The organism is Vibrio sp. 11-4(1) (assembly GCF_013048625.1).
In the GTDB taxonomy this organism is placed as follows: Bacteria; Pseudomonadota; Gammaproteobacteria; order Enterobacterales; family Vibrionaceae; genus Vibrio; species Vibrio diabolicus.
Genome location: NZ_VHSY01000005.1, coordinates 40,292 through 60,697, shown reverse-complemented (window position 1 = coordinate 60,697; position 20,406 = coordinate 40,292). Strand labels below are relative to the sequence as shown.

The 20,406-nt window shown below is 45.3% G+C and carries 15 protein-coding genes and 1 pseudogene; 9 read left to right on the top strand and 7 right to left on the bottom strand.

The genetic code is table 11. The annotated features are described in order from the left end of the window. The first annotated feature begins 88 nt into the window (after positions 1 to 88). Positions 89 to 808, top strand: a complete 720-nt coding sequence (locus FKN16_RS11260; RefSeq protein WP_006741954.1) for a carbonic anhydrase — start codon at positions 89 to 91, stop codon at positions 806 to 808. Positions 809 to 880: 72 nt separating this feature from the next. On the opposite strand, the gene FKN16_RS11255 is transcribed toward FKN16_RS11260, so the two are convergent. Then, positions 881 to 1,984 (bottom strand): mechanosensitive ion channel family protein, encoded by a 1,104-nt coding sequence (locus tag FKN16_RS11255; protein WP_046875767.1) that lies wholly within the window; start codon positions 1,982 to 1,984, stop codon positions 881 to 883. Positions 1,985 to 2,284: 300 nt separating this feature from the next. On the opposite strand from FKN16_RS11255, the gene FKN16_RS11250 reads away from it, so the two are divergent. Further along, positions 2,285 to 2,632, top strand: coding sequence for a helix-turn-helix transcriptional regulator (locus FKN16_RS11250; protein ID WP_005375109.1), 348 nt, complete (start codon positions 2,285 to 2,287; stop codon positions 2,630 to 2,632). Between the two features lie 91 nt (positions 2,633 to 2,723). Here FKN16_RS11250 and lldD read toward each other — a convergent pair whose 3' ends face one another. After that, positions 2,724 to 3,863: an FMN-dependent L-lactate dehydrogenase LldD gene (gene lldD / locus FKN16_RS11245; RefSeq protein ID WP_005383962.1), complete on the bottom strand. Its 1,140-nt coding sequence runs from the start codon at positions 3,861 to 3,863 to the stop codon at positions 2,724 to 2,726. A 319-nt stretch (positions 3,864 to 4,182) separates the two neighbouring features. After that, positions 4,183 to 5,874, bottom strand: coding sequence for an L-lactate permease (locus tag FKN16_RS11240; RefSeq protein WP_006741952.1), 1,692 nt, complete (start codon positions 5,872 to 5,874; stop codon positions 4,183 to 4,185). Between the two features lie 162 nt (positions 5,875 to 6,036). Here FKN16_RS11240 and FKN16_RS11235 point away from each other — a divergent pair, with 162 nt between their 5' ends. Next, complete coding sequence (locus FKN16_RS11235) at positions 6,037 to 6,936, top strand: LysR family transcriptional regulator (RefSeq protein WP_005375112.1); 900 nt, start codon at positions 6,037 to 6,039, stop codon at positions 6,934 to 6,936. 120 nt (positions 6,937 to 7,056) lie between these two features. After that, complete coding sequence (locus tag FKN16_RS11230; RefSeq protein ID WP_170902710.1) at positions 7,057 to 9,090, top strand: prolyl oligopeptidase family serine peptidase; 2,034 nt, start codon at positions 7,057 to 7,059, stop codon at positions 9,088 to 9,090. Positions 9,091 to 9,331: 241 nt separating this feature from the next. On the opposite strand, the gene FKN16_RS11225 is transcribed toward FKN16_RS11230, so the two are convergent. Both FKN16_RS11225 and FKN16_RS11220 read right to left on the bottom strand, forming a co-directional pair. Beyond that, a complete protein-coding gene (locus tag FKN16_RS11225; RefSeq protein ID WP_170902709.1) occupies positions 9,332 to 10,963 on the bottom strand; it encodes an ABC transporter ATP-binding protein in 1,632 nt (543 codons plus the stop codon). A gap of 85 nt (positions 10,964 to 11,048) precedes the next feature. Then, a complete protein-coding gene (locus FKN16_RS11220) occupies positions 11,049 to 11,546 on the bottom strand; it encodes a hypothetical protein (protein ID WP_006741947.1) in 498 nt (165 codons plus the stop codon). Positions 11,547 to 11,732: 186 nt separating this feature from the next. Between FKN16_RS11220 and FKN16_RS11215 the strand changes: the two genes are divergently transcribed. The 3 genes from FKN16_RS11215 (at position 11,733) to FKN16_RS11205 (ending at position 17,374) form a co-directional block, all read left to right on the top strand. Next, on the top strand, positions 11,733 to 14,093 hold the full coding sequence (locus FKN16_RS11215; protein WP_005394880.1) for an ATP-binding protein: 2,361 nt from the start codon (positions 11,733 to 11,735) through the stop codon (positions 14,091 to 14,093). Between the two features lie 294 nt (positions 14,094 to 14,387). After that, positions 14,388 to 16,016 carry a methyl-accepting chemotaxis protein gene (locus tag FKN16_RS11210; protein ID WP_134646076.1) on the top strand — a complete coding sequence of 543 codons (1,629 nt, stop codon included), beginning with the start codon at positions 14,388 to 14,390 and terminating at the stop codon, positions 16,014 to 16,016. Positions 16,017 to 16,414: 398 nt separating this feature from the next. Then, positions 16,415 to 17,374, top strand: coding sequence for a porin (locus FKN16_RS11205; protein WP_005394882.1), 960 nt, complete (start codon positions 16,415 to 16,417; stop codon positions 17,372 to 17,374). Positions 17,375 to 17,496: 122 nt separating this feature from the next. On the opposite strand, the gene FKN16_RS11200 is transcribed toward FKN16_RS11205, so the two are convergent. Continuing rightward, positions 17,497 to 18,234: a flagellar brake protein gene (locus tag FKN16_RS11200; protein WP_041853113.1), complete on the bottom strand. Its 738-nt coding sequence runs from the start codon at positions 18,232 to 18,234 to the stop codon at positions 17,497 to 17,499. 136 nt (positions 18,235 to 18,370) lie between these two features. Between FKN16_RS11200 and FKN16_RS11195 the strand changes: the two genes are divergently transcribed. Both FKN16_RS11195 and FKN16_RS11190 read left to right on the top strand, forming a co-directional pair. Further along, positions 18,371 to 18,646 carry a GNAT family N-acetyltransferase gene (locus FKN16_RS11195; protein ID WP_006741945.1) on the top strand — a complete coding sequence of 92 codons (276 nt, stop codon included), beginning with the start codon at positions 18,371 to 18,373 and terminating at the stop codon, positions 18,644 to 18,646. Then, positions 18,646 to 19,623, top strand: a pseudogene (locus tag FKN16_RS11190) (phosphotransferase). The gene FKN16_RS11195 and the pseudogene FKN16_RS11190 overlap by 1 nt, the downstream one beginning before the upstream one ends. 43 nt (positions 19,624 to 19,666) lie before the next feature. On the opposite strand, the gene FKN16_RS11185 reads toward FKN16_RS11190, so the two are convergent. Then, positions 19,667 to 20,167, bottom strand: coding sequence for a GNAT family N-acetyltransferase (locus FKN16_RS11185; protein ID WP_170902708.1), 501 nt, complete (start codon positions 20,165 to 20,167; stop codon positions 19,667 to 19,669). Positions 20,168 to 20,406 lie beyond the last annotated feature (239 nt).

The following is a 20,406-nucleotide window of genomic DNA, read 5'->3' as shown; positions in this document are numbered from 1 at the left end:
CATAGTTTTCACTCTATTCCCGCTTAATTCTGTGCGATTAGTATGGTTTTGTTTTCACAACATTTAACTTGAAGGAATAAGGAAAACTATGAAGAAGTCACTGGCAGCACTAGGTTTGGCGTTGGTATTTACAGGAACAGCTTACGCAGCAAGCTGGGGTTACGAGGGGAGTCACGGGCCTGAGCATTGGGGCGAGTTTGCGTCTGAATGTTCCAAAGGTCAAAACCAAAGCCCAATTAATATTGTCTCCGCAGCAGAAGCGAAGTTAGACAAATTGCAGTTTGACTACCATGGCAAAGCAATCTCATTGCTCAATAACGGCCACACCCTGCAAACCAGCCTAGAGGGTGACAACACACTGTTGATTGATGGCAATGCATTCACGTTAAAGCAGTTCCACTTCCATACTCCGTCAGAAAACCATGTGGATGGCAAAGAATACCCATTAGAAGCGCACTTTGTGCATGCTGATACAACTGGCCATTTGGCGGTTGTGGCCGTGTTTTTTCAATCCGGAAAAGCGAACCCAGATTTAGCGAAGTTACTGGCAAACATACCAAGTAAAGATCAAGCTGTAGAGATTAAATTGCCATTTGAAGCGGATGCACTGCTTCCAAAAGACAAAGCCTATTATCGCTTTAATGGCTCACTAACGACACCACCATGCTCTGAAGGGGTACGTTGGTTAGTGATGAAAGAAGCACAAACCATTTCCCCTGAGCAGATTAAAGCGTTTACGAAAGTGATGGGGGAAAACAATCGTCCCATCCAACCGTTGAATGCTCGTATGGTGTTAATGCAACACTAACCAATCCAAGCAAATAAAAAATGAAAAAGCCCGCTTAAATAAAGCGGGCTTTGTTATTGGTATTGGTGGAAATTAGAAGCCGTGATCTTCTTGCTCTTCAGCTTTTATCATTTGAACTGGGTCGAGCTTGAGTGTTTGAGTTGGGAATGCGATATCTGCTTCGTGTTCTTTAATGATGTTAATTACTTGAAGAAGAACATCCTGTTTAACCTCATGGTATCTCACCCAATTCACGGTTTTTGTGAAGGTATAAATGAAGAAATGCAGTGACGATGGACCGAACGTATCGAAGTTGACGATAAGCGTTTGGCGTGCATCAATATCTTTGTGATTCTTAAGCATCTCTTTCACCGCTGTAATGATTTGCGGCATTTTTTCGGCGTCGTCGTAACGAAGTCCAATTTTTTCGTAGATGCGTCGGTTTAGCATGCGAGATGGGTTTTCTACGACTATGTTGCTAAACACAGAGTTTGGCACATAAAGAGGACGCTTGTCGAAAGTTCGGATGATGGTCATTCTCCAGCCAATTCGCTCTACCGTACCTTCAATTTGGCGATCTGGAGAGCGGATCCAGTCGCCAACTTTAAACGGTCGATCGAAGTAGATCATAAGGCCGCCAAAGAAGTTCGATAGTAGATCTTTCGCCGCTAAACCAACGATTAAACCACCGACACCACCAAAGGTGAGCAATCCTGACAGTGACAAGCCAAACGCCTGCATCACAGTGAGAATTCCGACGGTAATAAAGAACAAGCGCGCGACTTTAGCTATCGCTTGTACTGTGGTTTCATCTCGGTTTTTTTGTTCTAGGACGTACTCTTCAACATTGGTGATGAGTCGCATAACGGTCCAGACGAAGATACTGATCACCAAAATCAGTTTCAGCGTGCTTAACCAGTTTATTTTATCGTTGAGCTCGCTCTCTAATATGATGCCGATAGAGACGGTTGCTGGCCAACACCAAATGAGTGTACTGACTGGCGCTTTTAGCGCATCAAGCAACATGTCATCCCAGTGGAAAGGGGTTTTCTCTACTAGTACTGCGAGACGAGAACGGATCAGTCGCCAAGCTATCCAAGCAATAAAGCTGGCGAGTGTAATGAAAAGGACACTTCCACTCCAATCTTGATGAGATGTTTCAATATAGCTTTGCAAATCGGTAAACCACTGTGACATATGTAACTTCTTTCTAGTGAACCATGGAAGGAAAGGTAGCAGATATTACTCCTTCACCCCAGTGATTTCCTTTAAATCATTTACTTATGTATAAATCGCCTGAGGTAGGCTATTTCGTGAGGTGAAAAGTGAGTGGTCGAAACTGGGTGATGAGCCGCCGTTCCATTCGTGTGCGGAGCTTCGTCATCTCCGATGTGCGTTGATATTTGAACGATCAATTATAACTTCTCTGACTTATCGCTAACATTTATCTTAAGTAAGTGTGAGAGTGTATTGGCTCTTGAATTAGCGGAGGCAGATATGGAATTTACAGAGCTGGATCGAAACGCGCTCTACGACATCTGGATGTCACAAAAAGCCAAAATGCACATCACTCAAATGGAAATGGCGAAGCGCCTTGGTTTGAGTCTACACGAGTTTTCTGGCTTGTTACGTGGTAATTCTCCACTGACGCTAGGTTTTGTAAAACAGCTATGCGAGCAGCTACATGTACGTCCTGGTCAGGTGATTCCGTCTTTGACGGAGCGTGATCTATCTGCATCTGGTACGGTTTATTTACAAAATCGTGTGACGGTGGATGGTGATATCAGTAACGTGTTTATCGACGGCAACCAAGTCGTGATTGAGTACGTTCACCAAGTAAGCTAGCTTGCTCGTCAAATTATCGGGTTGAAGAGCAATAAAAAACGAGCCAATTGTGGCTCGTTTTTTCGTTTCTGTTTTTAATCGCCTGCAAAGATTATGGGATTTTCACTAGCGAATCGCGAGAAAGATCCGCGATAGACTTCGCGCCAGTAAGCGTCATAGCTACACGCATTTCTTTGTCGTACAGATCCAGTAGGTTTTCAACGCCTGCGCCGCCTTGTGCAGCCAATGCGTACACAAATGAACGACCAAGCAGTGTGCAGTCTGCACCAAGTGCGAGCATACGAACCACATCAAGACCAGTACGGATACCTGAGTCAACAAAGATTTTAAGATCGCCTTTTACCGCATCTGCAATGCTTGGTAGTGCTTTAGCACTTGAAAGTACACCATCTAACTGACGACCACCATGGTTAGATACCACAATGCCATCCGCGCCGAAACGTACCGCATCTTTGGCGTCTTCTTCGTCGAGGATGCCTTTGATGACCATTGGGCCATCCCAAAAGTCACGAATCCACTCAAGATCTTTCCAGGAGATAGACGGGTCGAAGTTTGCGCCTAACCAGCCGATGTAATCTTCTAGTTTTGTTGGTTCGCCGCGATACGTTGAGATGTTACCTAAGTCGTGCGGTTTACCAAGTAGACCCACATCCAGTGCCCAGCTTGGGTGGCGCATCGCCTGGAATACACGACGCATGGCTGCGTTAGGGCCGCTCATGCCTGAGTGCATGTCACGGTAACGCGCGCCAGGAACTGGCATATCAACGGTAAACACCAGCGTTGTGACACCCGCAGCTTTTGCACGCTCAAGCACGTTCTTCATAAAGCCACGGTCTTTAAGCACGTAAAGCTGGAACCACATTGGACGTTCAATTGCAGGTGCGACTTCTTCAATCGGACAAACCGAAACAGTCGACATAGTAAACGGGATGCCTTTTTTCTCGGCTGCTTTTGCTGCTTGCACTTCGCCTCGGCGCGCGTACATACCAGTTAGACCAACAGGAGCTAGCGCGATTGGCATTGCCAGTTTCTCACCGAAGATCTCGGTTTCTAGGCTCAAATCTGTCATATCGCGTAGGACGCGTTGGCGAAGAGCGACATCACCTAAATCGTCAGTATTACGCTTCAGCGTGCGTTCGTCGTAAGAACCGCCATCAATATAATGGAATAGAAACGGGGGAAGCTTGGCTTTCGCGGCAGCGCGGTAGTCAGTAGAAGCTGAGATAATCATAATGGTGTCCTAGCGGTTATTCTAAGCAAAGTTGTGGAGCAATTTGCTCTTTCGTTGAGCCTTCATCGCAAAGCAGTGAAGGCATCAAAATGAGTATAGTTACCTATGGTTCACTTACGTTTGAACTGGTGATGTTGGTAACTCATTTACATAATTGATTGAAAAATTTTGTTAAATCACTCAATCAGTTATACAAATTGGAAAGGATGACACAGCTGTCGGGGGGGGGGATTGATGTAGCAAGCTAAATCAACATGTCGGGGTAGTAGTGCTGACAGCTGTGTCAAATTAGGCAGGGCTACAAACCCTGCGTTTCGCGTTACTTCATCAAGACATCCGTCATTTGGAGGCCGTAAATCAACACCAAACCAATAATGCCCGTCATTACAATGTAGTAGAACGTAGGGATAATAGTCTTACGTAATGTTGCGCCTTCACGGCCAAGTAAGCCTACGGTGGCTGATGCGGCAACAACGTTGTGAATCGCAATCATGTTACCTGCGGCAGCACCAACGGCTTGAAGCGACACAACAATCACACTCGAAATAGACAGTGTTTGTGCCACTTCGAATTGGAACTGGCTGAACATCATGTTTGAAACCGTATTTGAGCCAGCGATGAACGCACCCAGCGCACCAACGGTGGCACTTAGTGCTGGGAACGCAGAACCGACAAGGTCAGAGGCAAAGTTCGCTGTTGTGACCGGCATGCTTGCTAGGTCAGCGCCGTTAATACCAGAGTTGATGAAGATACGAACCATCGGGATGGTAAATACCAAGACAAACCCCGCGCCAATCAGTGTTTTGCTTGACTCGCCAAACGCTTCACGCAATGGCTTTGCGCTACCGCTTTGTAACATTGCGGCAAGCAGTGCGACAAACACGAGGATGCCACCTGGCAGGTACAATGGCTGAATAGCGGCACTCACACCAGTCTCACCAAGAATATTGCTGAACGACAAACTTACGCTTTGTACAAAGCCTTTCAGTTCCGGACTTACGCGGCTTGCGACGAGAATTACCGCCAGCATTACATATGGTACCCAAGCTTTTACGATGCTCATTGGCTTGCCTGGATTGTCGTTTAGATCGACTTTTAGCGAGCCCAGCCATTCAGCAGGCCATTTGTCTTCGCTTTCGAAATCCCACTTAGTCTTTGGTACTAAGAAGCCTTTTTTCGCTGCGGTAACAACAATAGAAAGACCAACCAAACCACCGATAAGTGAAGGGAATTCTGCACCCAAGAACACACCGGTTAACGCGTATGGCACAGTGAAAGAGACGCCTGCGAATAAAGCAAATGGTAGAATATCCAGACCTTCACTCCAGCTTCTGTTCTTGCCGAAGAAACGTGTTAACATCATCGCCATTAATACAGGGATCATCGTACCTACAACAGCGTGAATCACAGCAACGTGCGCGGTGATATCTTGCAGGTACATTTCCCATGTTGCGCCTTGTGCAGCCAAAGACTCACTGATGTTATGCGTGTCTAAACCTTTGTTTACACCCACGATGATTGGTGTACCCACCGCACCGAATGAAACAGGCGTTGACTGAATCATCATGCCCATTAGGACAGCGGCTAGCGCAGGGAAGCCGATTGCAACCAGTAGTGGTGCAGCAATTGCTGCCGGGGTACCAAACCCTGATGCGCCTTCAATGAATGAGCCAAAACACCAAGCAATGATGATGGCTTGCACACGGCGGTCAGCTGAAATATCGGTAAATCCATTACGGATAGTGGTGATCGCTCCAGTGTGTTTTAAAGTGTTGAGCAAGAAGATGGCACCAAACACGATCCATAGAACAGAGACAGTAATGCCTAGCCCTTGGAATACAGAAGCTAGTACGCGATTGGCTGACATATCCCAAAACATTAGGGCAATAGCGACGGTTAAACCGAACGCAACAGGCATGGCTTTTTTAGCAGGCCAGTTGAGACCAACCAATAAGATGGCGGCAACAACAATTGGCGAAAATGCCACTAGGGCAAGTAGGGTTTCACTCATTTGTACATCCTTCGTACGCTGACTTCTCGAACGGTGTCAATCCGCTGTAGAGGTGACTTTTTGTTGTAATGGTTTTGTTAATTTGGCGTGAATTTACTCCTTTATTTTTTGTTGATATAGGGAAATAATGAAAATAATTAATTCCAAAAGTGACATAATCGTATGAGAGCAGACGACTTAATCCTATTTTCTCAAGTAATCGAACTGGGCAGTTTTAGTAAGGTTGCAGAAGCAAATAACCTTACAAATTCGGTAGTTAGCAAAAGAATGGCAAGGTTGGAGGAAGAGATAGGGGCGCAGCTATTATATCGAACAACGCGTAAATTGACCTTAACCGAAGCAGGTAAGGTGTTACTCCACAGTGCTAAAAATGTGAAGCAGGCCACTCAGGAGGCTATGGACGCTGTTGCAGGCTTTGGAGAGAATGTGAGCGGTCACATAAAAATGTCCGTGCCGTGTATCTCTGGAGATTTGATACTTGCTGATGCTGTTGCCGAATTTTGTAACCTTCATCCGGGCCTGACCGTGGACATGTCATTGGATAATCGCTTTGTCGATTTAGTGGCTGATGGTTACGATTTAGTCATTCGAACTGGCTACCTAGCCGACTCCAGTTTGATCGCACGACATATTCTCGATTCTCAATGGGTGGTGTGCGCGTCCCCTTCATATATCGCTAAAAATGGGAAACCGATCGAGCCGATTGATCTCACCACGCACAATTGTCTGCAATACGCTTACCAAACCACAGGTGCAACGGATTGGGAGTTTAAAGGCGAAGACGGAAATTACATCGTCAAAGTATCTGGCTGCTTTTCTACTGATAACGCGACCGCATTACGTAAAGCCGCTCTGGGCGGCCATGGTATTGCTTACGTCCCGCGCTGCTTGGTGTATCACGATATTCGCAATGGTCAACTGGTCGATATTTTTCCTGAACTAGTGGGTAAAAAGCTGGGTATCTACGCGGTGTACCCGTTTACTCGTCAACCACCGAATAAAGTGAAGCTGCTTATTGAGCACATTCGTGATCGTTACTTAACGATATCTCATTATTTCTAGGTTCTTCATAGATTTAAAACAATGTCGTTGAAATCAATATTGGGTGCTCTAAGGTAATCACCGCAATAAAACGATTGAAGATAAACAACTTAATAAAAACAACGGAGTAACACGGACGTTATGCATTACCCAAAAACACGTAAAGATTCTGTCGTGGACACTTACTTTGGTCACGACATTGCCGACCCTTATCGCTGGTTAGAAGATGATCGCAGTGAAGAAACCGCACAATGGGTTTCGGGTCAAAATTCGGTCACGTTCGATTTCCTTGGTCAGATCCCGTACCGCCAACAAATCCGTGACTTAGTGGCGAACAGTCAAAACTACGAAAAATATTCCCAGCCATTTGTACGTGGTGACTACACCTACTTCTACAAAAACGACGGTTTGCAAAACCAAAGCGTGCTGTATCGCCATAAAGGGGAGGGAGAAGCCGAGGTTTTCCTTGATCCAAATACTTTCTCCGAAGAGGGCACGACCTCTCTTGGCGAAGTTAGCTTCTCTAAAGACTATCGTTTGGTCGCGTATTCCATCTCGGAAGGGGGCAGTGACTGGCGCAAGATCTTTGTTATTGATGCCGAAACCAAAGAACAGTTAGAGCCTGAGATTGTGGATGCGAAGTTTACGTCGATTTCTTGGCTGGGCAGCAAAGGCTTCTATTACTCAAGCTATGATAAGCCGCAAGGCAGTGAGTTATCTGCGCGAACTGAGCATCACAAGCTTTATTATCATGAACTTGGTACACCTCAGTCTGAAGATAAAGTGATTTTCGGTGAGTTGGATACGCAGGTTCACCGTTATGTGTCTGGTACCACGACGACAGACGACCGCTTCCTCATTATTTCTGGCGCAGAATCCACCTCGGGTAATCGTCTGTTTTATATCGATTTACAGTCTGAGTCCCAAGCGATTGTGACACTGCGCGATACGACGCAAGGCGACACCTACTTGATTGATAGTCAAGACGAAACCTTGCTGCTTTACACCAACCTAGATGCGCCGAACGGCAAAGTTGTCAGCTATAACACCCAAACAGAACGATGGACTGACGTGATTGCTGAACAAGAACAGCCGTTAGAAATTAGCAAAGGTGGCGGTTATCTGTTTGCGACTTATATGGTGGATGTACTTTCTAAAGTGCAGCAGTTTAACTACCGAGGTGAGTGGATTCGAGATGTTGAACTGCCGGGAGAGGGCACGGCTTATGGTCTAGCTGGCAAGTTAGAAGAAATCACACTTTACTACACATTCACTAACTATGTGACACCACCGACGATCTTCTCATTTGATGTTGAGTCTGGTGAATCGACGCTGTTTCAAGAATCAAAAGCGCCATTCGACCGCAGTGAGTATGAATCAAAACAGGTGTTTTACACCTCAAAAGACGGCACGCAAGTTCCGATGATCATCTCATACAAGAAGGGCATCGCACTTGATGGTAGTGCGCCAACCATGCTGTATGGTTATGGCGGTTTTAATATCAGCCTCACTCCGATGTTTTCTGGTAATGTGGCCAACTGGCTAGAATTGGGTGGTATTTACGCTGTAGCCAACATGCGAGGCGGCGGTGAATACGGTAAAGCTTGGCACAACGCAGGCACTCAGCAGCAAAAGCAAAACGTATTTGATGACTTTATTGCGGCGGCGGAATACCTGATTGAAAACGACTACACTAGCTCCGAGCGCCTAGCGATTCGTGGTGGTTCAAATGGCGGCTTGTTGGTTGGTGCGTGTATGACGCAACGTCCTGAGTTATTTAAGGTGGCGCTGCCAGCCGTGGGTGTGCTTGATATGCTGCGTTACCACACGTTTACGTCTGGAGAAGGCTGGAAGTATGACTATGGCACGTCTGAACAAAGCGAAGCGATGTTCCAATACTTGCTTGGCTACTCTCCTGTTCACAATGTAAAAGAAGGCGTGCAGTATCCTGCGACATTGGTGACAACTGCCGATCACGATGATCGTGTGGTTCCAGCACATTCGTACAAGTTTATTGCGGAGCTGCAAGACAAGCAGCAAGGCGCTAATCCAGTATTAATACGCATTGATGTCAATGCTGGTCATGGTGCAGGGATGCCGCTGAGTAAGCAAATTGACCTCACCACAGACGTGTATGCATTTACGTTATACAATATGGGTATTGAGTCGATTTAATGCCTTAGTTGCTCGAAGCTTCTGAGAATAAAAAATGCCGCGACACTGTCGCGGCATTTTTCATGGTTGGGGGAACTCAATTCATACTGTTTACCAGTATTTGAGCCAGGTTGACTAAGTCTGACTCTTGAACCAACCAGTCTCGGCGGCCAAACCGAAAGGCAGCTACGCCATTCTTAAGACAAGATGAAATCATCACCTTTTCTTAATCCTAGTTTATGAATATGAAACTGTGATGAACCTAAGCCGCATTGTGCTGATTTTCACTGTTTTCAAGATCAAATGAGGCATCTATCAGTTTTTTCGTGTAGTCATTTTTAGGGTTTTGGAAAATATTTTCGGCTGTACCTTGTTCCATGACCTCGCCTTTTTGCATGACAAGAACACGATCAGAAAGGGCTTTGACGACTGATAGATCGTGGCTAATAAACAAGTAGCCAATGTTATGCTTTTTCTGCAAATCTTTCAGGAGATCAATCACAGTCAGTTGAACCGAGCGGTCCAATGCAGAGGTCGGCTCATCAAGCAAAATAAACGAAGGTTCAAGGATCAGTGCTCGCGCGATAGCAATACGCTGACGCTGGCCTCCCGAAAACTCGTGCGGATAACGGTTGATGGACGCGGGATCTAAGCGAACCTCTCGAAGCACGTCGCGTGCTTTCTGCATACGTTCTTTTTTACTCAACATTGGCTGGTGGACAGTTAATCCTTCAGTGATGATCTCGCCGATAGTCATACGAGGAGAAAGCGAACCATAAGGGTCTTGGAACACCATCTGAACGTCTTTTTTCAGCTCAAAACGTTCTTTGTTTGTCAGCAAAGCCATATCTTGGCCTTTGTATTCGATTTTACCTGTGGATGGCAGGAGGCCTATCAGTGCGCGGCCGAGGGTAGACTTGCCTGAACCGGATTCCCCAACAATCCCGAGTGTTTCCCCTTGTTTGAGCTCAAGAGAAATGCCTTTTACGGCTTCGAAGTACTCATTTTTACTGGCAATAAAATGCGACTTTATCAAGAATTTGACTCGTATATCGTCAGCTTTTAATAGTTGTGTAGCACTCTCGCTAATAGGGTCCTTACTGCCTTTTGGAATCGAGTTAATCAGCATACGTGTGTATTCGTGCTTTGGGTCTTCGAAGAGTGTTTGCGTTTCGCCTTCTTCGACGACTTCCCCTTTACACATCACAATGACACGGTCGGCAAAGTGTTTTACAACGCCTAAATCATGAGTAATAAAAAGTATCGCCATGCCCATCTGAGCCTGAATTTCTTTAATCAGGTGCAGCACTTCTGCTTGAACCGTGACATCTAACGCGGTGGTTGGTTCGTCGGCAATTAAAATATCGGGTTCGTTAATCAGTGCCATCGCAATCATGATGCGTTGCAACTGACCGCCAGAAAACTCGTGCGGATATTTGCTGTACGCTTTCTCTGGCTCTGGCATGTGAACCAGTTCAAACAGCTCTAACACTCTCGCTTTGGCTTTCCGTCTATCCACTGGACGGTGGCACATGATGGCCTCAGCAACTTGGATCCCCACCCGCATGTATGGGTTCAGTGAGGTCATCGGCTCTTGAAAAATCATACCGATACGATCACCGCGAATGTTTTGCATTTCACGCTCCGTTTTATCCAAGATGGAGCTACCCTCAAACATGATGGATGAGTTCGTATGCAAAATAGCGTTGTCTGGCAATAGTTTCATCAATGCATTGGTTGATACTGACTTGCCAGACCCAGACTCGCCAACGATGGAAAGCGTCTCGCCTGCTTTTAAATCGAAGCTAACATTCTTTACTGCATCGACGATCCCATCGTTTGTCGTAAAGCTGACCGATAGGTTATTCACCGAAAGAATGGTTTTAGAAGACATCACAGATCCTTGTGGTTGGTAAAGCAAATGATACTCAAGCAATGGACAGCACAAACCTAGCTGGCCTCAATGCTTGGGCTTTAGATTAATTATAAAGGTGAGAAGGCGAAGGCTTTGCCGAACTCATCGCTTGCAAATGCAAAAACTGCTCATGTGCGCGCGTCACATGGTCTAGCTCAATCATCCATTGAGCATTGCGTTGAGCAGAGCAAAATGCCGCCATATGAGCTAACAAGTCTTCACTTTGTTGACCAAGTAAATGACCCACACGCTCAATAAGTTCATGATTCTCTAGTTGCAAGAATTGGAACAGTGCGTACGTTTGATTGAGTGTTGAAAAAGCATCGTGCTGCAATCCGAGTTTGTTGAGAATCTCCGATTGTGCGACGCACGCATCTCTCAGCCCGGTGATGAGACAGACAAACTGACAAGGTTTGGTTTGAGCATTTTCGAGCGCCGAATGAATGTGGTTCGGTAGATTGCTGAGTACATCGTCGTATAAACGATGTGCCTCGGGCCAGTGGCCTTGTTCCATCAATTGCTCTGCTTTTAAGTAGCGCATCCAGCATTGCTCAATATTCATGTCCATCTCCACAAGAGTTGATTTGCTTTGATATTAAATGAAATTGATTATCAATTGCAAGTGCGTATTGATATCACTTTTATGCTCATAAAATGTCCAATCAAACTAGGGTGGAAGGTAAATCACTTAAAATTAAGCAAATAATCTCTACACTCAAATGACGAAAATAAGAAAAAGGAAGTGGATATGGCAATACTAAGATTGGAAGCTAAGCAGCTATATTCTGTAGCAGATCTAGAGAATATGCCATGTAAGTCGACCAAGGAGTTACCTCCAATTGATGAGATTGTGGGCCAAGAGCGCGCGCAAAAAGCGGTCGAGTTTGCGATGTCCATCAAAGAGAAAGGGTATAACATCTACGCCATTGGTCAGAATGGGCTAGGTAAACGCACCATGATCCTGCGCTATCTGAATCGTCACCAGCACGATGCAGCAGCCTTGTTTGATTGGTGTTACGTTGCGAACTTTGAAGATACCCGTACACCCAAGGTGTTGAAGCTGCCTTGTGGTATCGGGAATAAGTTACGTGTTGATATTGAAGCCTTAATGGGCAAACTACTGAATGCTTTACCCCTAGCGTTCGACAATGAAATGTACTTTAGCCGAGCTGAGCGATTAAAAAACCAATTGGCAGCGAAGCAACAAAACGAGCTGGACCGCATTAGCCGAGAGGCAAAAGAGAAAGGCATTAGCTTGACGCTTACCACACAAGGTGATTATCAGTTTGTCGCCATGAATGGTGACGAGCTTCATACGGAAGAGTCTTTTGATGCACTAAGTAAGAAAGAGCAAGAGCAGTTCAGCGATGCTATTGATGAACTCGAAGTGCGGTTACGTTCGATGGTTCGTGAACTCACAGAGTGGGAAGAAACTTACAGCGACAAAATCAAAAAGCTTAATGATGAAGTGACGCTCGATGTGATTACTCACTTCATTAAAAAGCTCAAAGTGGATTACGCGGAATATTCTGAAATCAAAACGTACTTAACTGAGCTGCAAAAAGATATTGTTGAAAACGCAGATATCTTCCTTGACCAAAGTGGTGAGCAAGGCGAAATTGCGACGGCGTCGTTGGATAAAAAATTACCACGTCGTTATAAAGTGAACGTCTTGGTAAGCCGCAACAGCAGTGACTTTCCTATCGTTGTTGAAGAAAACCCCAATTACCATTCGCTCTTCGGTTCGATTGAGACAGCCACTTTCAAGGGAACCGTGTTTACCGACTTTTCGCTGATTCGTGCGGGGAGTTTGCATAAGGCGAATGGCGGCGTTCTGTTAATGGATGCACAGAAAGTGCTTGAACAGCCTTACGTTTGGGATGGTTTGAAGCGCGCACTGCGTGCTCGTCAATTGAGCTTTACCTCCCTAGAAAAAGAAGTGACATTGACAGGGGCGGTATCACTCGATCCCGAGCCTATCCCGCTCGACATTAAAATCATTTTGTTTGGTGACTACCGAACTTATCAATTGCTGCAGCATTACGATCCAGAGTTCAGTGAGTTGTTCCGAGTGACAGCGGATTTTGAAGATGAGATGAAGCGGACGCCAGAGTCGGAACTGCACTATGCGCGCTTTATTTCTAGCGTCGTGAACGACAACAATATGCTGCACTGTGATAGAAAGTCCATGGGACGGATTATCGAATACAGTTCACGCTTGTCTGGTGATCAAACCAAGCTATCACTCCACTCTGCCAATATTGCGAATTTATTACGTGAGTCAAACTACGTTGCTCGTCAAGCCAACTCCAACATGATCCGTATCGGTCATGTGGAAGAGGCGCTCAAGAACCAAGAAATGCGAGTGAGCCGATTACGCGACAATGTGATGGAAACGTTTGTCAACGGTACAACCTTGATTCGCACTGAAGGGAAGGCTATCGGTCAAGTGAATGCCCTCTCGGTATTAAGCACCAGCGACTACATGTTTGGCGCGCCGAATCGCATCACCGCGACGACGTGTTACGGCGATGGGGATGTTATCGATATCGAACGCAGTGTGGATTTGGGCGGCAGTATTCACTCTAAAGGCGTGATGATTCTATCGGCCTACTTGTCTTCCGTGTTTGGTAAAACGGCGCGAGTACCATTAACCACAACGATTACGTTTGAGCAATCTTATGGTGGTGTCGACGGTGATAGTGCCAGCATGGCAGAGCTATGTGCTGTGGTGTCTGCTTTTTCAAAGCAACCAAACCGACAAGACATTGCGATTACAGGCTCAATGAATCAGTTTGGTGAAGCTCAGCCGATTGGTGGTGTGAACGAAAAAATTGAAGGCTTTTACGATGTGTGTGTGATTAAAGGTCGTCATGAAGGGCAGGGGGTCATTATCCCGCAATCTAATGTTCATAACTTGATGCTCCGTTCCGACATCGTGAAAGCAGTAGAAAAAGGTGAGTTTAATATTTGGGCGATTGATCATGTCACTGAAGCCATCGAGCTGTTCACGGGGAAAGTCGCCGGTGAGCCAACCGATGAAGGTTCTTATCCAATAGATACGATTTTTGGCCTTGCTCAAGCTAAGCTCAATTCGTTGAGAAAATAGCCTAAAACCGTCCTAAATGTGAATGTATCTCATCATAAGTGATCACAATTTATCATAACGACAATATCCCGACACTACTGTCGGGATATTGTCAATAACAGATTGAAAATGGGGACTTTTTGTACTAGACAAAAGTGTGATCGACCTCTAATATTCGCCACTTGTTTATTCGTCTGGGAACTTTCCCGTCGCAAGGAAGCATAGATATTCAAATAACCGAAATGCAGCTTCAGTATTAAGAGTTGCTTGAGTTCGTTTGGATATAGGCATCACGCATACAACTGAGGTCCAGTCATGCAGTTATCACTGAAAAATTTGTCAGTACGAACGCAAATTTTGGTTCCGGTATTATTTACCGCGATTGTTTTGTTTATTGCTTTGTGGATTACTAAAAACAATCTTCAAGCTGAGCAAGATGTTATTGCTTCCAACCAAGAGTCTTTGGTTTTCCATAAAGACACTTTGGCGCGTATTGACGATGAAATTTATCCACTTCGTATTACAGCGGTTTACGCTATCTACGACGCTTCTCGTCGTGAAAATTTTCTTAATGAATTGAAAGAAGGCTTAAAGCAGGTTGAAGCTGATTTAAGTGCGATTGAAGCTCGTAATCTGTTTCGTGAAGATGCGATTAAAGTTCGCCAAGCGATCGAAGCCTATGTTCGATATTCAGAGCGCTCAGTGGCTTTCTTTAACCAGTACGATCAAGGCTTGAAGTCGGACAGTGAGTACCGTGCATTCATTAAAGAGTACCGTAATGTTGGCCGAGAAATGGTTCAACAAATCAATACTCTGTCGAAGCATGTGAATGACCAAGCAGAGCAGTCGACCATAAGAAGCCATCAACAGAATGAGCGTGTACAAAACAACGCTATGTTGACAGTTCTTGCGGTATTTGCGTTCTCATTGGTGGGGGCGTGGATCTTATCAGGCATGATTGTTACGCCTATTCAAAAACTTCAAGAAGTGATGCGTCAGTTGGCAATGGGCAACTTATCAGTTCGCGCAGATGTAGATGGTGATAACGAAATTGCGAAGCTGAGCAAAGATGTTAACCAAACAGCAGAACAGCTTTATAACACGGTCGACCAGCTAACTCGTATCAGTGAAGAGGTTGCCTCGGCATCGACTGAGCTTGCCGCAGTAATGACGCAAGCAGAAGCGAATGCTCAGCTAGAGCTCGCTGAGATCGAACAAGTTGCATCGGCTGTTAATGAACTTGCTAGCACGGCAAACAACGTGAGCGATAACGCAACGTCTGCGGATTCGACAGCTCGCGAAGCTGATGGTCTTGCGCAATCAGGTCTGGCTATCTTCCAAGAGAGCGCAGAAGCAAGCGCACAGATGTCTCAGGCATTGAACGATGCAGCGCAAGTGGTACTGCGTTTAAAAGAGCAGTCGGTTCAGATCAACGACGTTATTGAAGTGATTCGCGGTGTCTCTGAGCAGACCAACTTACTCGCATTGAACGCTGCGATTGAAGCAGCGCGTGCTGGTGAGTCTGGTCGTGGTTTTGCGGTTGTTGCGGATGAAGTACGTATGCTCGCGGCACGCACGCAAGACTCGACTCAAGAGATCCAAACGATTATTGAAGAACTTCAAGCGCAGTCTGGGCTTGCGAATGACAGCATGCAAGTCAGCCTTGATATGCTTAGTCGTAACAACGAACTGACGCATCAAGCGAATGAGGCATTGGTTGGTATTACCGAGTCGGTAGCCAACATTAACGATTCAAACACGCAAGTGGCAACCGCAGCCGAAGAGCAGTCTCAAGTCACTCAAGACATCAACCGCAACGTGGTTAACATGTCTGAACTGGTTAACCAGAATGTGGCGGGTATCAGTCAAAGCGCAAGCGCGAGCACTGAGCTTTCATTACTTGCAGAGAAGCAGAAAGAGCAATTGAGCTTCTTTAAGCTTTAATTCGCTATTCGCCTAACAAAATGTATAAATCCCTGAGCTATTGCTTGGGGATTTTTTTGTTTGTGAGAAACTGATTTAAAATCAGGAAGTCTATCTAAAACAGTCATTTAGTGAAAATATTTTGCGAGCAAAATCACATATAATGAGATTGTTTTTACATTTTTTGCGTCAATTTTTTTTTGACGCGAACGATTTTTTTACCTCAACCGATAACTTGATGGTTGAGAGGTATTCATATCGTCATTTTACTTGGTGTTTTCTTCTATAAGTGCTGTTTATTCAACGCGTTGCGTGAAAAATAACAGCTGCTACTATGCCGCCAGTTTTCTCGTTGGTACAGAAAAGTCCTGTTTTTCTGGTGAGAAAATACATATAAAACAATGATATGGAAAATAACAATGAAATTAAAAACTTTAGCTGTAGCAGTGGCGCTAATGGCATCAGGATCTCAAGTTGTCGCTTCAGAACTATACAACCAAGATGGCACTTCTCTTGAGATGGGCGGCCGCGCTGAAGCGCGTCTTTCTATGATGGATGGTAAGGCAAAAGACCGTACTCGCATCCGTCTTAACTTCCTAGGCAAACAGGAAATCAATGAAAACCTATACGGTGTTGGTTTTTGGGAAGGTGAGTTCGAAACAAAAGAAGAAGGTGCCGTAGATAACAACAGTGATCTTGAAACTCGTTACGCTTACGCAGGCCTAGGCGGTAAGTACGGTGAAGTAACTTACGGTAAAAACGACGGTGCATTATTCGTTCTTACTGACTTTACCGATATTATGGCTTACCACGGTAACACTGCAGCACTTAAGCTGCCTGTATCTGACCGTACAGACAACATGCTTTCTTACAAAGGCCAATTCGAGCAACTAGCTGTACGTGCTAGCTACCGCTTTGCTGATCGCACAACAGATGCAAAAGGTTTTACAGACAACGAGGAAGATGGCTTCTCTCTATCTGGTATCTACGCATTTGCTAATACTGGTATTGAACTAGGTGCTGGTTATGCAGACCAAAACGATAGTGATGAGTTCATGCTTGCTGCTGCATACTCTGTAGGTGATTTCTACTTCGCTGGTAACTACACAGGCGCAGACGTGGATGTTGCAGGTGAGTCTGCGGATTACAAAGGTTACGAACTAGCTGCATCATACACTATGGGTCAAACTGTATTTACTTCTACGTTCAACAAAGGTGAGCTAGAAGATGCTGATACTGTAGAAAACCTAGCTGTTGATGTTACTTACTACTTCAAGCCTAACTTCCGTGGCTACGCATCATACAACTTCGATCTAATGGATAACGAAGGCGCTGATGAAAAAGATGAGCTAGCGCTAGGTCTACGTTACGACTTCTAAGTCGAAACTGTTATCTAAGATACTGCCTTATTCTTAGTAAACAAAACCCCTTACTTTACAGTAAGGGGTTTCTTGTTTTCCGGGTATCAAAACTGGCCGCTACTTGGTGCTCATTATCAAAGCTACCTTTTTAGTGTGAGTTTAGTCCCATCAAATTTTAGGTGACTCAGGAGACTTTTAGCGTTGGTTTTACCAACCTCATCAAACTCCATTCCATAGCGAGCATGGTGTGTCGATTTTTGTAAGTTACAAATACGACCTCGCAATGGCGCGAGCATGTGGCTTTCACCGGGCATGGTTAGGTCCAATGAAACGCGATCACCAACCTGAAGTGGTCGGCTCATTGGTGATGTCACAAAGCGGCAGCCACTACGAGATAAATCTCTTATCTCGCATTCAGTTCGATAGGCTTCTAAACAAACGCGCGCCCTCAAATTCACTTCGTAACGTACTTCTTTACGAAGCTGAAAGACCTGCATGGTGTTAGGTAGACTTAGCACTAAAATTGGATACGGGTCGCCGAGTCGGTGCTGCAATTGCGCCCGAAATGGAATGACAGCACCTTCCCCTCGATGAGAGTACGCTTTTACATTGATCCAAAAGCCTTCTTGAAAATAGAATTTCAAGTCCTCATCGGAGATGTTCGGAACCTCTATCAATGCGGTATTATTTGAGTGACAGCCGACAAATGTGCTGGTTGTAATAAACTTGGTACCAACAGGTGTCGTGACGTTTAAACTTACTTCACTGCCATGTTCGACCATTGCCATTGCATCGGTGCTATTTAGTGTACTTGCCTGACGTTCGGGTGCCTTCTTGCTTTGCAGAGGTAGTTTGCCGTCTCTGGCAATAGGGCTCATATTTCTCATTATTATTGTCGTACCTGATTTGAGAAGGTAATGGCGTGAAGTGACAGAGCACTTCCGCATGGTGTTGATTCTATTCAGTGATATAGTTTGATTCAATCAATCCGTAACAAAAATTAGAGAGCAAGATATGCATAAAGTAACTCATGAAGTTGAAAACAACACATTTTGGGTTGATTTAGAACAAGGTTATAAAGCCAAGGTGGTTTATCAGCTTGAGAACAATGTCATGCACATCACATCAACCGTAGTTCCTGAAGCATTACGAGGTAAAGGGTACGGAAAAGTGATGATGGAAGCGGTATTGCCAGAAATTGAGGCACTCGGTTACCAAATCAAACCAGTCTGTCCATATGTCATTCATTATATGGAGAAAAACCAAGCGTGGTCACATCTGCTTGCATGATGATGAACGACAACCACCAACGTTACCAAAGCATTGGCCAGGAGCTAAAGCTTGGGAATTATCAATCGGTAGAAGTCATACAATCGCTATGGGGAGGCTATGGTGAGTTAGTCCGAGTTAATTATTCAACTTGTTCGGTGATCATTAAGCATGTAAAACTCCCTAAGCCTTCAGAGCACCCAAGAGGTTGAAATACGGACCGCTCTCACCAAAGAAAGCTGCACTCTTATCAGGTGGAAGTGAATTGGTATACGCATTTTTCCAGAGAGGTGAGCACTCGCTGCCGAGTACCACAAGGTCTAAAAACGTTCCAATCGGAGAATGAATGGCTCATCGTGATGGAAGATCTCGCCGAGGCGGGCTTTCCAAAAGTCATCACCGATGCAAAGCTAGAGCATCTACGAGCCTGCCTTGCTTGGTTGGCGAACTTTCATGCGCGCTACATCGGTGTTCGCTCGGATAAGCTGTGGCATAGCGGCACGTATTGGCACTTGGCAACCAGACCCGATGAGCTTGAGGTGCTGCAAGACACCGAGCTAAAAAATGCCGCTCAATTGATTGATCAAACGCTTTCGCAAGCCAAGTTCAAAACGCTTGTACACGGTGATGCTAAATTGGCGAACTTCTGTTTTGATCGAGAAGAATCAAGCGTTGCTGCGGTCGACTTTCAATACATCGGACATGGCTGTGCGATGAAAGACGTAGCACTGTTCATGAGCAGCGCCGTCAAGCCAGAACGTTGTGCAGAGATGGAAGTTTGGGGCTTGGATACGTATTTTGCTCAGTTGCAACAGGCGTTAATGGTTTATCAGCCGAATCTTGACCCCAATGAAGTCGAGCGCGAATGGCGTCCTTTGTTTGCGGTTGCGTGGGCTGACTTTCAACGCTTTGTGAAAGGCTGGAGCCCTGATCACTGGAAGATCAACCCTTACACAGAAGCATTGACTAGCAGAGCGCTGGCTCACTTACGAAAGTGAGTAGAAGTTTAAAAAGAAAAGCCTCCAATTAGGAGGCTTTGATTTACTTTTTACTTGGCCTGATACGTGCCATGTAATAGGTATTGATGAACTCGCCATCTCGGAAGGAGCCATCAATCGCTTCGCCCTCAATTTGAAATCCATGCTTTTTGTACAGGCCAATGGCGGCGCCATTATCGGCGTTGACTTCTATCTGAATTCTTCTCACGTTTAGCCAGTTATCTGCCAACTCGATGATGGTTTCAATTAATTTACTTCCCACGCCTAGGCCGTGAAACTGGTCGTGAACGCCAATACCAAACGCGGCCGTGTGCGCCGTTCTTGGACGCTGCGAGTGATGAAAGCCAATGTTACCCACTACTTTGCCATCGATTTCAGCGACGTAGCTGTAAACGCCAGCGGGCATATTTGACAATCGTTCCACCCACATTGCGAGCGAAGGTTTTGGGAGTTGCAGGGTTTCACGTTGTGCTTTTGGTTGTGAATAGATTTCTACGAGTGCCGCTGCGTCTTCAACGGTTGTTGGACGTACGATAATTTCCATGCTTCTCTCCTTCGCTTTTTAGTATTAATTTTCAATCTAACCACAGTTCCTTATTTTGGATAGTATTTTTTTAAGTTTGAGAGATAAACACCTTTTAAATTAGGTTGTTATAGCGATGTTTTTCTAAATTTTAGTAGTCATTTATCTTTGAATTTAGCGAATAGATTGCAACGGCGTTGAATTATTGTACTGAAAATGGCGTGCACGGCAGAGTATCGTGGTGAATTTCATGTTGGAGG